This window comes from Psychrobacter sp. C 20.9 (assembly GCF_001921765.1).
Classification (GTDB): Bacteria; Pseudomonadota; Gammaproteobacteria; order Pseudomonadales; family Moraxellaceae; genus Psychrobacter; species Psychrobacter piscatorii_B.
Genome location: NZ_MRYC01000003.1, coordinates 25,045 through 39,191, shown reverse-complemented (window position 1 = coordinate 39,191; position 14,147 = coordinate 25,045). Strand labels below are relative to the sequence as shown.

The following is a 14,147-nucleotide window of genomic DNA, read 5'->3' as shown; positions in this document are numbered from 1 at the left end:
TTACCTTACTGCTTTGCTTGATGTCGTTGTCTCAATAACTTACTCATGACCTTACCTATGTTTGGTATATAGTTGTTTGGCCATTAGCCATATTGCGTTATCGATGAAGGAATCATCTGATTTACATCCTTCGTGTAGTCGTGCGTCCAGATTTTGAAACGACTGTTTTATGCTTTTATTTTAAGCATATAAGCGACATATCGATAGCGGGCTGACCCACAAATCCACATCGCTAACTCTTAGAGAGAGCATGCTAGTGGCGCTATAATCAAGCAGGATGACTGATACTTATTTTATTTAAAAGTATGATGTCGTCTGAAATGCTGTATTGATACATGCCAAATGATGTGCATGTATTTTTACGCGTTTTTGCGGTAAGAAGGATGGCTAAAATCAGGAGACATCCATGCAACGTATTACTTATCGTGTCAAAGGATCTGCGCAAGGTGCCAAACGTCGTATTTCTCATTTACTACGTTCATCTAAACGCCTACTTAACACCAAAAGTAACATCGTTTCATCTACCCCTACTGCGTCGGGTCGTTTTGCCAGAACCAAGAAGCTGGCACAAGTATCCAGTATCGCTCTGCTCTCTTTGCCTGCACAGAGCCTAACGACAATGAATACAAAGGTATCAGCCTATGCCAATGTCATGCTGCAAAACACTTTGACCATTGCCGCTGTCCCAGGTGATAGTACTTATTTTGCCACTGATGGCTTCCAACATGGCTTTGGTTTTGATCTCGTGCGCACCTATGCAGACGAGCTCGGTGTGGATATCAATCTAAAAGCCTATGCCAATGAAGAGGCTGCACTCAAAGCCTTGAGATCAGGTGACGCTGATATGGCGTTGACCACGGCTAGTACCAAACTAAAAAGCCAGCTCAATCTATCATCTATTAATGTTAGCTGTGGCTACGACTCAAGCTTGACTAAAAATGGTCTGCATCCAAAAGTCAGCTGGACGTTCAGCTCACCTAATGATCCACTGTCCAAAAAAGCCAGTTACTTCTTGTGCGATAGCATCAAGCTAAAAAACACACAGAAACTAGCGGCGTTCTACAATCAGAATTTGCTAAAAGACGCTTATAGTCAGGATCATTTCCAAAAAACACTGACAGAAAAACTGCCTGATTATCAGTCTTCGTTTGAAGAGCAAGCGCGCAATTACAATCATGATTGGGAATTGTTGGTTGCTATGGGTTATCAAGAGTCACATCTTGATGCCAATGCGGTATCTCCGACTGGCGTACGCGGCCTTATGATGCTGACCAATAACACTGCAAAGGCCATGGGCGTGTCAGATCGCGTTGATCCTTATCAAAGTATCGGCGGCGGTGCTCGTTATCTAGAGCAAATGAAAGCAGATTTTGCGGATGTACCCAAGACTGATCGCGTCTGGTTTGCACTTGCTGGTTATAATATGGGTCCAAATGCGGTGAAAAGCATTCAGCGTAAACTGCGCGCCCAAGGCATTGACGACAAGAGCTGGGCGAACGTTTATGCGTACTTGGCGGACAACAAAGCATCAAACAGCCGTTATGGCCAAGCAATGCATTATGTCAGCAACATCAGAAGTTATCTTGAGTCTATCAAAACTCAAACTGTCTAGTTAATAGACTCCATTAGATATCAGATATCGGATATCTTAAGATACCTAATTTTTACGTAAAAAAAGCTGCTCTATATAAGAGCAGCTTTTTTATGCGTTACCATTTATGTGGGCGATATTTATATATACATCATTCGATAATACGTTATTGCTTAACGATTGGGTACCGTCAGACGCTGACCACGTTGCAACATAGTATCAGCAGGGATATTATTCATCTCAGCCAATTCTTGGGTTGATACACCATATTTACGAGCTAAACCAATCAAGCTATCGCCTGAGCTAACCGTGTAGCTCACCGTCGCTTTTGGCACTTTTAGGGTCTGTCCACGCTGCAGTTGAGCGTTTGTTGCCAAGTCATTGGTCGCTGCCAAATCCTCTACAGAGATACCAAACTGGCGAGCTAAGGCAATCAAGCCATCGCCAGATTTGACTTTGTAATTTTCAGTATTTCCTAGCTTTTTACCGCTGCTACTACTCTGTCTGCTACTGCTTTGATTACTGTTGCTTTGACTACTATTAGAAGCCGAAGAGCTTGCCACGCTACCACCCGCAGGAATAGTAATAGTACGACCTAATATCAAGTTAGACGTCGTGCTCAGGTTATTTGCTGAAGCTAAATCGCTCAAGCCGATATTATAGCGTTTGGCGACACCGGTTAGCGTATCACCTGATTTTACTTTATAGCTGACGGCTTTATCATTCAGTTGGCGATCAACTAACTCTTTTGAAACCGGTACTTTAATCGTTTGCCCACGTTGTAAGCGCGCTCTTGCATCAAAGTTACTGTTTACAGCAGCGATCTCTGCTGCACTAACACCCAAGCTATTTGCAATACCGATCAAGGTATCACCTGATTTTACTTTATAACTAGTGGTCGCTACTGAGCTTGTATTACTAGCACTACTAGAGCTTGTGGTGCTTGCTGCATCGAAATTAACACTAGCAGGTACTTTTAGTGTTTGACCCACATACAGTGAGCTTGTGCTATTGATACCGTTCAGGCTAGCTAACGTGTCTGTCGATACGTTAAATTGACGCGCTAATGCAATCAGACCGTCACCCGGTTTTACTTTATAGTTCTTAGTCGCAGTGCTTGATTTACTTGGTCTGGTAGATGGTGCCGCAGGTGTTGTGGCGGGCGCTTTTACCTTACCAGGTACTAGCCAGAGCTTTTGTCCTCTGAGCAGATCAGCACGGCTACTGAGATTATTGTAGCTGGCAAGCTGTGTGACCGATAAACCAAAACGGTTGGCCGTACCAATAAGCGTGTCGCCACCTTGTACAACATAGCTTTCAGGCTGATTGGCGGCTGGGTTACTGGCAGCGCTTAGCGGCTCGATAGTTTTGGCGTTGTATAGATACAACGTGCTACCAGATAGTAAGTTGGCACTGGCATCTATTTGGTTCCATTCTGCGATATCACGCCAATTCACCCCTGCACGGCTCGCGATATTCGATAGCGTATCGCCACGTTTGACCGTATAAGTGGTACGTGTACCTTGTGGTTTTGGTTTACTAACTGACGTTTTAGCAAAGCTCAGCTTTTTCTCTTCACCGCTTGCTTCTAAGATAGACTGCTGCGTCTGTACGGCTGATAGGTTGATATTACCATCCGCGTTAATAACGTTGGTCTCAGAGGTATTGCTACGGATTTGGTTGGCAATGAAGTCGCGCTCTTCTTTGCTAAGCGGTGGCTCTTGGACAATCGTATTATTCTGAGTAATCTGAGCTGAGGTAGTCGGTAGACTGTTGCTGCTCTTGAGCTCAGCATTGATCTTTTTGGTTTCTGCATTGGTTATTGGCGGCTCGGTACGTACTGAGGCATTGCCATTATAGACAGAGCTGCTAGTCGTTTGAGCGGACGGTGAGATATAGCTCGTTGTTTGCTGAGGTACGCTTGCGCTGGCAGCATAATCAGCCAATGCGCTACTGCTGGATGGCAATGACGATGAAGTGTATGGCTTGCTATTGTAGCTTGGTGTCGTTGTAGTTGGGGTGCTTGTATTGCTAAAAGCCAATACATTGCTTGTGCCATTACCACGCAATAGACTCAGTTTGGCATCAGCGTTCAAGCTAACATCGTTAGGAATAATAACGCGCTGTGGACCAGAGGAATCCACACGACCTGAAGTCAATGCCGTATTGAGTCGCTCTAACTCATCATAACTCACGCCTGTAAGCTGTGATACTTCAGACAAGCTCACACCGTAGTTGACCGGCACACTACGGAAATGCTGACGGTTAGCGATAGCTGGTAGATATACGCCATACTGTTCAGGCTTGGCCACGATTTCGGCTACTGCCAAAAAGCGCGGCACATAATTCATGGTTTCAGTTGGTAGTTGTAGTGACCAGTAGTCTGTTGGTAGTCCACGTGCGGCATTGGCATCAATCGCTTTTTGGATACGACCAGGTCCTGCGTTGTAGGCGGCTAGCGCCAGCTCCCAGCTACCAAACTGATTGTGTAGCGCGGTCAAAAAGTCATAAGCGGCGCGCGTTGATTCGATAACGTCACGGCGACCATCGTAGGTACTGCTCTGATTCAGACCATAGATACGACCTGTACTTGGGATAAACTGCCATAGGCCTGCCGCTGCTGCACTACTGGTACCACTTGGATCGTACGAGCTTTCGATAACTGGTAACAACGCCAACTCTGTTGGAATGTTGCGGCGCTCAGCCTCTCGTACCGTATGGTAAATGTAGCGACTGGCACGCGCCGTCAAACGGTTTAGATAGTCTTGTCTGCTGGTAAACCAACTCTTTTGCCCTTCGATACGCTGATTATAAATCGGCTTACCACCGTTCATACGGTAGCCGGCACGCAAACGATTCCATAGATCACCATACTGCTGAATAGCAAGCTGGTTGCCCTCCACCATCGTCATGTCAGTGGCTTCTAATAGATCTGCCAATTCATCCAAGCTCTCTGCATCCAAAAACGCAGTTGAGTAATCTGCAGTGCTCGTAGTCGCCCCTTGATTAGCAGGACGCTTGGTAATAATAGCTGAGCTATTGGTTGCACCTTTATTTTTTACTGTTGAGGTGTTGCTACACGCACTGATGAGTAAAGTTGATACCGCAAGCGTCAATGGTAACGCAACAAACGAGCGAGATTTTGATAGCACAGTAGACATGATATTGGAAGTTTCCTAACGACAGAAAGTGATAAGACGAAGTTGAGAGATAGTATAGTATGCAACGTAAAGTAAAGACCAGCCTAATATAAAAGACACTAATAATCATTTTTATTAGTATCTAATAGATTGTATTGACCAGTATCTAGTTAATAGCTACTTGTGATACTGCACGTAATAATACAGCGTTACCAGTAGATACCGTCAGCGTTACACGAGATGTCGTAACAAATGATGTTTGCTGACCGTCTTTCGTCCAGCTCTCATTTGTCGTTACATTGGCTTTTGCCTGATCTCCTGTAATAACAATGTTATCTACAGAAATATCGTAGCGATAATTGGACGTATCATTCCAGCTGTTTTGCAGCAGCTTCAAATATGCATCTTTGTCTAAGCTGGTAGATTTACCTTTTCTAGATAATGAAATCAATGCATCGTCAGATACCAGACGCGCGACTTGATTGATACTCTGACTATTTGCAGATGATTTCATTGCTGCGGCATAGTTTTGCACCAAAGCTTCGGTCATGGTGGCAGCTTGCGCACTGATACTCACTGTGCTGGCCACTGCTACTATCGCAGTTATACTAGCGCCCTTCAGTAATAGAGTCATTAAGCTCTTTCCCCATAGTCGTTTCATGATAGTCCTTAGCGATGCTACTTTCGTTATTGCCATAGATTGACAGTGAGCGTTTTTATAACATCTAGTTTAGCAGTATATTGGTATAAGCGTACTCATATAATAGGCCGAGCCTATCATTGAATTCTCACAGCCGTGTGACACCCTGTGTAATTATTGCGAATATAAAAGCACAGGATGCTCACAAAAGCCGTTCTTTGAATCGAAGGTTATTATATCCTCTGATTTCAACAACTTTGGTCGTGATAATAGCAATAGCACTCAATCAATCGATAACGCTAGAATTTGTTTTCACTATTGCTATCTTCATACTGCTCATCATCACTGAGTTTCATACCCAAACGCTCTACGCGTCTGTCCATCATTTGTCGAGCCAAAGCTTGCATGTCTTCCACGCGATCTATTTCATCGACAATCTCAAGACCTAATAATGTCTCAAAGACATCTTCTAATGTGACCAACCCTTTGACTTCACCATATTCGCCAACGGTAATTGCGATATGAATACGATTTTTTAGCATAAGCTCCAACAGATCAAACAGTTTCATTTTAGAGAATACAAACGTGATGTCTCTTTTGAACTGCGTCAAAGGCTTGTGCGTGGCATGGTTGACTTTTGCCAATAGCATGTCAGTTTTTAAAACAAAACCAGTAATGTTATCTAGATCACCATCATAAATGGGCAATCGAGAAAACGTGAGCTTTGGACGATCAACCAATAACTCAGCCACTGTTTTGTTTTCTTCAAATGCGAGCATTACTGAGCGCGGCGTCATGATGTCTTCAACTTTGATCGCGCCGAATGCTAGTAGATTGCGAATGATGCGCGACTCTAGTGGATCGATTTGACCCGATTCTTCACCGATGCTAGCAAGGGCTGCAAACTCACGACGGCTGAACGTTTGCGGTTCTTTACCGCGTACTAATAACTTCGTCAAACGCTCTGATACCCAAATAAGTGGGTATAAAATCATAATGATACCGCGGACAAAGTACGCCACCATACCACTTAGCTGACGCCAATAGACAGTGCCTAGTGTTTTTGGAATAATCTCAGACAGGAACAAAATAGCCAGTGTCATAATGGCTGAGAACAATCCAAACCATGCGCTACCAAATACAATGGTGGCTTGGGCACCCGCTCCGATAGAACCCAACGTGTGAGCAACGGTATTCAAGGTCAAGATAGCTGCCAGTGATTGATCGATATTGTCGACCTTTAGGCTCTTTAGCATATCCGCTTTTTTGGGGTTGGTTTCTTGTACATCTGCAATATAGGATGGTGTCATGCTCAGTAATGCGGCCTCTGATAAAGAGCACACAAATGAGATACCGATAGCAACAGCCACAAAAAATATCAATAGTCCCACGTTTAGGGCAGTTGGTGCGGCTGCCACGGCGGTTGGCGATGCAGCGCCCGCCGCCCACACAGAATGCGGCAACATCAGCGCCAACGCACAAAGCACGGCAAAGAAGGTATAACCAAATCGAGAACTAGTCGTCATTCTCGGGGGAGGCTCTGCAGATGCGTCTTCACGATGAGCACGCGGACGACATAAACGAGGTACAAACATAAAAGTGGTGAACAAGTTGGGTAACCTAAAAAGAGAAAAAGGAAGATGATATAACGAGCCAATCATATACATTATCGAGGTGATATCAGATATCTACTGATCAATAGTCATAACGGCTCAATGCTGATTTAGACACCGTCTCAAAGCTAAAATAGTGCTTTGATAAATAGCATACTAAATGCAGGCAGTCATTGCCATTTGATAGTAGCATTGATGATATCTTTTCACAATAAGTCACTATTTTTAAGTTTTTATTTTTTGATGACTTTTATTGTTTGGTATTGCCTCAATATTATTTGGCTCAATGGCATATGATATTGATCATTTTGGCATCATATATTTGATATAGCAAAAATATTATCCTGCTATCCGGTGGCTTATTCTCTGCCATTACATCAACAAAAACACGCTCAGCCTATGATTAACAGTTACCAAGTCTGGGATTTTTTGTTACTATGCGTCTAATTTTATTTTTACCTATCCTTTATTGAGAGAGAAATATGGAACAGTTCGGTCAACTTATATTGCCTGTTGCCTTTTTTGCCATTTTTTACTTTTTGGTTATCCGTCCACAGTCTAAACGTACCAAAGAGCACCGTGCCATGGTCAATGCATTGACGGCTGGCAACGAAATCATCTTTGCTGGTGGCTTGATGGGTCGTATTAAAGCGATAGAAGGCGATTACGCCGTCGTAAGCTTAAACAACAATACTGACGTAAAAGTACAACGTGCTTCTGTTATTTCAGTATTGCCTGCTGGCACAATCGAAAGCGTTTAATTGTTACTGAGCTTTATCGGTAGTAATTTAATGGTCGTATCACCACTGGGTGCAATGACCAAATAATGACCGTATATCATTTACGGTCATTTTTCGCTATTAAGGTAGTCGCTATTAAGGTAGTAAGGTACGGCTGTTATATAAGCTAGCCTAGCCTGTAGATATATTGACTTTGCCTGTTTCACCAATGATATTTTTGGTGACTCGATAAAGATACGTCTGTATTATTTGCTTTACTGTTTTATGTTTTACTATCACCGCGGATGATCGCAATGGAGCCTGCTCAATATGGCAGTCGACCATTGCTGTCGCTAACTTCCCATCTGCTAACTTGTGGCTCACGTCGCCAGTCGTTTATCAACTTAAAGAAGTGATTATGCAATATCCCGCTTGGAAATACTTACTTATTGCCGTCGTGCTCATCATTGCCGGTCTATATGCTGCTCCTAACTTATACCCTGACGAACCTGCCGTGCAGATTACGAGCGCAGCAGCCGGTACGCAATTGTCTGAAGGCATTTTAACCCAGTCTCAAAGCTTGCTCGAAGAGGCAGGTCTAGAGAATCATAATGGTACGTTTGAGGGCAACAGTGCACTGGTACGTCTTAACAACCCAGTCGATCAGCTAAAAGCGCAAGAAGTACTACGTCAAAACTTGGGTGAGGACTATGTGGTCGCTCTCAACTTAGCACAAACGACCCCGCAGTGGCTGCGTGATATCGGTGCCAGACCGATGAAACTTGGCCTTGATTTACGCGGTGGTGTCCGTTTTGTACTAGAAGTCGATATGGACAAGGCGCTTGAACAGCGCTTGAACAGTGCCAGTCGCGATATGCGACGCGAGTTACGCGCTGAGCGAGTGGCGATTAAAGGTATAAAAACCGAAGACCGCGGCGTTGTATTACATTTTGCTGATACAGATACGCGTAATCGTGCGCAAAACATCTTGCAAGGCTCGATGAGTAACACTTTCAACTTGCAGTCTTCTATTGATGATCAAGGTCCTGCATTGGTATTGTCATACAACGATGCCACGCTTGACGAAATCAATAGTTACGCGGTCAATCAGAACTTAACAACGCTACGTAATCGTATTGCTGAGCTGGGTGTGACTGAAGCACTAGTACAATCTCAAGGGTCCAGCCGTATCGTGGTCGAGCTACCCGGTGTACAAGACACTGCTGAAGCGAAACGTGTTCTTGGTCGTACTGCCAACCTTGAGTTCCGTATGGTGGCAGAAGACGCTGATACCTACACAGGCGGTATCCCTCCAGCAGGTACTGAAGCATTCCCATTTGAGACACTTGATGGTCCACCAGTATTGCTAGATCGCCAAGCGATCGTCACGGGCGATAAAGTGACCAATGCACAGACTGGCCTAGATGAAAGTGGTCTACCGGAAGTAAGCATTACCTTGGACAGTGCTGGCGGCAAGCTGATGCAAAACGCCACTCGCACCGCTGTTGGCAAACAGATGGCTGTATTGTTCATTGAAAACAAGCAAAGAATCACTTACGAAGAAGATCCAGTGACTGGTGAGACGACTGAAGTACGTACGCCTTATGCTGAAACCAAGGTCATTAACCGTGCCAATATTCAAGCAGTACTGGGTTCATCATTCCGTATTACTGGTCTTGATAGCACAGCTGAGGCCGCTGAGCTTGCGCTACTACTGCGCTCAGGTGCACTTGCCGCACCGATGTACTTTGTAGAAGAACGCACCATTGGCCCATCATTGGGTCAAGAAAATATCGATAAAGGCCTATTCTCTACGCAGGTCGGCTATCTATTAGTCTTTGCATTTATGATTATTTTCTATCGCCTGTTCGGTGTGATTGCCAACGTGGCATTGGCAGTGAACGTTATTATCATTATTGCGATTATGTCAATTTTGGGTTCGTCACTGACGCTACCTGGTATTGCTGGTATCGTCTTGACCATTGGTATGGCGGTTGATGCCAACGTACTGATCTTTGAGAGGATACGAGAAGAGATTGCCAATGGGGTACGGCCAAAATCTGCTATTGTGGCGGGCTTTGACCGTGCATTTAGTAGTATTTTTGATGCCAACATCACAACCTTATTGGTCGCGTTTATCCTATTTGCGATTGGTACGGGTCCGATTAAAGGCTTTGCGGTTACGCTAGCTATTGGTATTGTCAGCTCACTGTTCACCGCTATTTTGGTGACGCGTGCACTGGTACAAATTGCTTATGGTAAGCGTAAATCCATCAAAAGTCTGAGCATCGGTTAGGAGAACATTATGGCGATCGAAAATAATAACCCTTTAGAACAGCAGAATAATCCTGATCGAAATGGCTCGAACGGTGATGCGACTACTGCAAGTACCCGCCGCCGCAAAAAACCACGCCGTGATGGGAAAGGTAGCAATACCAAAACCAATAACCCTACTACGGTCAAATCCGGTAAGAGCAGCAGCCGTCGTGGTGGTGGTAAAGGCCAAGCTGGTACAGACAATCAAGCCCTCTCTACTGCTGTTGATCCTAACCTAGCAGCAAGTGACGCGGCTGATGATGCCGCAGCCATGGCTGAGGGCGGTATCAAAGCCGTTGGTAATCAGCGCATCATTCCCTTTATGAAGATAGAAAAGCCAATGGCGCTGCTATCTTTGTTTATGGTGATCGGTAGTATCATTGCGATCGCGGTAAATGGTCTAAATCTAGGTCTTGATTTTACTGGTGGTGTCTCAGCGGACATTCGTTATGAGCAGCCTGTTGAGCAAGTTGCTGTTGTACAAGCATTGGCAGACAATGGTTTTGATGATGCTGTCGTTCAATATCTCGGCACACGTGAAGAGCTACTGGTACGACTACCGCCCCAGTCTGATAACGTTGATGGACTGAATACTGACCTAACTCAAGCATTAGCACTACCTAACAATACCGCTACTATCAGTAACGTCAATATCATTGGTAGCCAAGTGGGTAATGAGATTTACCTCAACTCAGTCATGGCACTCGTGCTAGCATTAGTATCTATGCTTGGTTATGTTGCCTTACGTTTCCAGTTCAAACTATCGTTAGGTGCCGTATTATCGCTATTTCACGATGCAGTGGTGACCATTGGTGTATTTGCGCTATTTGGCTTCCCTTTTGACTTAACGGTATTAGCTGCTGTATTGGCGTTGATTGGTTATTCATTGAACGATACGATTGTTGTTTATGACCGTATCCGCGAAAACTTCCGCCGCGTCCGTGGTATTACCCCAGAGCAGACGATTGACTTGTCTTTGACTGAAACCCTACGCCGTACCATTATGACCATCTCAACGGTGTTATTGGTCGTCTTGGCCATGTTGTTCTTGGGCGGTGAAGGACTATACTGGTTCTCGGTCGCATTATTTATTGGTTTGCTAGCAGGTACGTATTCATCGACCTACATCGCAAGCTCGATTCCATTACGTATGGGTCTATCACGCGATGATTTTATCGTAAAAGTGAAGCCAGAGTTTGAAGAAGAGATTGTCACTTTTAATGATCCAAAAATGTTTGAGCAAGACAACGTCTAGTAAGGTATATTAGAGGACGTAGTACACTTATGTAGCGTACGGTTAGCCTTTGTATTATCGCTGATGAAATAGTAATAATGTTTCGACAAGAGCACCTGACTTATGAATAGTGAGTCTAGGTGCTTTTGTCTTTTATAGCTATTTTGCCTCACATATCAACTGTATTGCACTGCTGTTTTGCCACAGATTAAATAATATATTGCCCTCTTTATCGCCTCAGTATAAACGAGCCAACAATGTCAGCGAATTCCTCAATACCTAATGCCATGCCGCCTATGGATACCAGCTATAAGCGTATCATTGCGATTGCCCTACCTGTCCTATTGGCTAATCTGGCCATGCCCTTGCAAAGTGTGATCGATACAGCCATTGTGGGTAATATGAATGAGACGGCCAAACTGGCTGGCATGGGTTTGGCAATACAGCTGCTATCTTTGTTACTTGTCAGCTTTAACTTTTTACAATACGCCTCCTCTGGTCTATCCGCGCAAGCTTTAGGACAGCTGGCCAATCATGCTGACAACAACGACCGCACTGCGACAACAGCCTCACCGTTACTGTCTATTTTACAGCGCGCTTTGTTGTTGGCGTTCATCATTGGTGTCATTTTGCTACTCGCAAAACCTTGGCTGATCGATTTTGGGTTACAAGTGTTATCAGCCAATCCTAAAAGTGGTCTCGCTGCCAAAACTTACTTAGATGTCCGCTTTTGGGGCGTCATAGCGGAGCTGATGAACTTTGCCTTTATAGGTTGGTTTGCAGGGCAAGGCAAGACACGATATATGCTGTATCAGCAAGGGTTTATCGCTGTCCTCAACATTGTGCTGACCCTATTTTTTGTGTTTATCATGCAAATGGGATTGGTCGGTGTGGCGCTGGGTACGACCATTGCATTTTGGTTAGGTGTATTATTGGCACTGTGGCTTAGTCGTCATCATTTAAAAATATCTTGGGCCGCATTATTCAAAGCTGATAGACAGCATTTTACAAAAGAGAAAATACTTAGGCTATTTTCTTTAAATAAAGATATTTTTGTCCGTACTCTTATTTTAACGTTGAGCTTTGCTTGGATTACTCGGCTATCGGCTCAAAGTGGCGATGTGATATTGGCCGCCAATGCCATTTTACTACAGGTATTGAGCATCTCAGCTTTTGCACTTGATGGCGTTGCTGTCTCTGCTGAGACCTTGAGCGGACAAGCTGCTGGTCGGCGTGACTGGCCACGTTTTTTGATGATCATAAAACGCACGGGCATTGTCAGTTATGGCCTAGCAATCCTGCTGAGCGCTATCTGGTGGCTTGCTATGCCAAGTTATCTAGATTTTATGACCAATATTGAATCGGTGTTTGCCCTCGCCTATGAGTACCACCTATATGCCGTATTGTTACCCCTCGTGGGTGTTGGAGCCTACTGGTTAGATGGTATATTTTTTGGTTTGACAGCAGGCAATGTGATTCGTAATGCTGCACTGATACTAGCTGCTATTTTCTTTCCGTTGAGCTGGCTGCTTTATCAGCAATGGGACATGACAGGGATTTGGCTCAGTGTTTGGTGTTTATTGCTATTGAGATTAATTATCTTGGGCGGGTTTTTGTTTCGTGCTCATCAATCACGCAGTTATGAAAATCTACAACCAGAGGCTTAAACACTTTTTATTGTACAGCCAATGATCACGCAGTCATTTATCATACAGCCATCACATACCGTTTTGACGCAATACAGTGTTTATTTTTAAGTGTAAAACAATCCGTTTATAAAAACAGTGTAAGAAAATTTAGGATGCCATGTGACCACTCATTCAAACGAACTCAGTCATCAACAAGAACGCACTCACGATTGGGCTGAGGGCTTCAAAAAAAGCTTGCCCGTTGCCATGGGATATCTGCCTGCTGGCATTGCCTTTGGTGTACTGGCACAAGTTGCTGGTATTCCTGTATGGGCAACGGTTATGCTCAGCATTGTGCTCTATGCTGGAGCGGCTCAATATGCTTGTTTGCCAATGCTAAGCGCTGGTCTGCCGATCGGTAATATCGCGACCAATATCGCCGCTATTAATTTACGTCACGTGTTTTATGGTATACCACTATTGCAATATCTACCAAAACATAGACTGGCAAAAACGTATTGCTTATTTGCCCTGACTGACGAGACTTTTTCAGTCATGACCAGTTTGCCAAACGAGGCACGACAAGCACTCATACTCCCTATTAGCTTATTTAACCAAAGCTGGTGGGTGCTCGCAAGTGCCATTGGCGTGATAATTGGAAGTACGCTTAGTGACTTAATTCCACATTTGGATTTTGCCTTGGTTTGTCTGTTTGCAATTTTGGCTTATGAGCAATTTCAAAGTATCCAGCGCTACTTCCCGATTGGTATTGCTGTCATTGGTTTAGTCATTGCCTCGCTATTTACCAGCGATTGGTTGCTGCTAGTCGCCATTACTATCTGCATGCTGATGATTTTGGTACGTGGATTTTGGATGCAGCGTCATGAAATAGGAGAATCTTATGACCAGTAGTTATCTTATTTTTGCGACGCTTGCGATGGCGGCAGTGACGTTCATCACTCGTGCGTTACCAGCATTAATCCCTAGAAAAGTTTTAGATACGCCTTGGCTGCATCGACTGAATGAGAGCTTACCGTTGTCAGTGATGGTCTTACTTATCTTAACCAGTCTGTCATATCAGAACTTGCCAGTGGATATTGCCTTGAGTGATCCTGAGCTACATCTGTTAATGGCCCAGATTTGTGCGCTTATACTGGTACTTTTTATTTATCATATTAGCCGCCAGCTCTTGGTTAGCATGGTTGTCGGTATTGCCGCGATCAATGGTTTTGTCTGGATATTTACCAACTTTTTGACTTAATAGCA

The 14,147-nt window shown here is 44.3% G+C and carries 10 protein-coding genes; 7 read left to right on the top strand and 3 right to left on the bottom strand.

The window, feature by feature from the left end; all coding sequences use genetic code 11:
* Positions 1-406: 406 nt before the first annotated feature.
* Positions 407-1,612, top strand: a complete 1,206-nt coding sequence (locus tag BTW00_RS02675; RefSeq protein ID WP_075106110.1) for a transglycosylase SLT domain-containing protein — start codon at positions 407-409, stop codon at positions 1,610-1,612.
* Positions 1,613-1,764: 152 nt separating this feature from the next.
* Here the strand turns inward: BTW00_RS02675 and BTW00_RS02670 are convergent, their stop codons facing one another.
* The 3 genes from BTW00_RS02670 to BTW00_RS02660 form a co-directional block, all read right to left on the bottom strand.
* The gene (locus BTW00_RS02670; RefSeq protein ID WP_075106109.1) at positions 1,765-4,752 is read right to left on the bottom strand and encodes a LysM peptidoglycan-binding domain-containing protein; all 2,988 of its coding nucleotides are present in this window, start codon (positions 4,750-4,752) and stop codon (positions 1,765-1,767) included.
* 145 nt (positions 4,753-4,897) lie between these two features.
* Positions 4,898-5,392 carry a hypothetical protein gene (locus BTW00_RS02665; protein WP_058024992.1) on the bottom strand — a complete coding sequence of 165 codons (495 nt, stop codon included), beginning with the start codon at positions 5,390-5,392 and terminating at the stop codon, positions 4,898-4,900.
* Between the two features lie 278 nt (positions 5,393-5,670).
* A complete protein-coding gene (locus BTW00_RS02660; RefSeq protein ID WP_075106108.1) occupies positions 5,671-6,966 on the bottom strand; it encodes a hemolysin family protein in 1,296 nt (431 codons plus the stop codon).
* A gap of 500 nt (positions 6,967-7,466) precedes the next feature.
* Here BTW00_RS02660 and yajC point away from each other — a divergent pair, with 500 nt between their 5' ends.
* From yajC to BTW00_RS02630, 6 genes are all read left to right on the top strand, one after another.
* On the top strand, positions 7,467-7,745 hold the full coding sequence (gene yajC / locus BTW00_RS02655) for a preprotein translocase subunit YajC (RefSeq protein ID WP_058024991.1): 279 nt from the start codon (positions 7,467-7,469) through the stop codon (positions 7,743-7,745).
* A gap of 376 nt (positions 7,746-8,121) precedes the next feature.
* Positions 8,122-9,999, top strand: a complete 1,878-nt coding sequence (gene secD / locus BTW00_RS02650; protein ID WP_075106107.1) for a protein translocase subunit SecD — start codon at positions 8,122-8,124, stop codon at positions 9,997-9,999.
* Between the two features lie 9 nt (positions 10,000-10,008).
* Positions 10,009-11,274 carry a protein translocase subunit SecF gene (gene secF / locus BTW00_RS02645; RefSeq protein ID WP_075106106.1) on the top strand — a complete coding sequence of 422 codons (1,266 nt, stop codon included), beginning with the start codon at positions 10,009-10,011 and terminating at the stop codon, positions 11,272-11,274.
* 236 nt (positions 11,275-11,510) lie between these two features.
* Positions 11,511-12,920 carry an MATE family efflux transporter gene (locus tag BTW00_RS02640; protein ID WP_178379240.1) on the top strand — a complete coding sequence of 470 codons (1,410 nt, stop codon included), beginning with the start codon at positions 11,511-11,513 and terminating at the stop codon, positions 12,918-12,920.
* Between the two features lie 141 nt (positions 12,921-13,061).
* Complete coding sequence (locus BTW00_RS02635; protein ID WP_075106105.1) at positions 13,062-13,793, top strand: AzlC family ABC transporter permease; 732 nt, start codon at positions 13,062-13,064, stop codon at positions 13,791-13,793.
* On the top strand, positions 13,783-14,142 hold the full coding sequence (locus BTW00_RS02630) for an AzlD domain-containing protein (protein WP_075106104.1): 360 nt from the start codon (positions 13,783-13,785) through the stop codon (positions 14,140-14,142). The genes BTW00_RS02635 and BTW00_RS02630 overlap by 11 nt, the downstream gene beginning before the upstream one ends.
* Positions 14,143-14,147 lie beyond the last annotated feature (5 nt).

Bases quoted from the DNA above. Each gene is read 5' to 3' on its own strand.
- secF (WP_075106106.1), top strand. From the start codon at position 10,009: ATGGCGATCGAAAATAATAACCCTTTAGAACAGCAGAATAATCCTGAT.
- BTW00_RS02630 (WP_075106104.1), top strand. From the start codon at position 13,783: ATGACCAGTAGTTATCTTATTTTTGCGACGCTTGCGATGGCGGCAGTG.
- BTW00_RS02660 (WP_075106108.1), bottom strand. From the start codon at position 6,966: ATGTTTGTACCTCGTTTATGTCGTCCGCGTGCTCATCGTGAAGACGCA.
- BTW00_RS02670 (WP_075106109.1), bottom strand. From the start codon at position 4,752: ATGTCTACTGTGCTATCAAAATCTCGCTCGTTTGTTGCGTTACCATTG.
- BTW00_RS02640 (WP_178379240.1), top strand. From the start codon at position 11,511: ATGTCAGCGAATTCCTCAATACCTAATGCCATGCCGCCTATGGATACC.
- secD (WP_075106107.1), top strand. From the start codon at position 8,122: ATGCAATATCCCGCTTGGAAATACTTACTTATTGCCGTCGTGCTCATC.
- BTW00_RS02665 (WP_058024992.1), bottom strand. From the start codon at position 5,392: ATGAAACGACTATGGGGAAAGAGCTTAATGACTCTATTACTGAAGGGC.
- BTW00_RS02675 (WP_075106110.1), top strand. From the start codon at position 407: ATGCAACGTATTACTTATCGTGTCAAAGGATCTGCGCAAGGTGCCAAA.
- yajC (WP_058024991.1), top strand. From the start codon at position 7,467: ATGGAACAGTTCGGTCAACTTATATTGCCTGTTGCCTTTTTTGCCATT.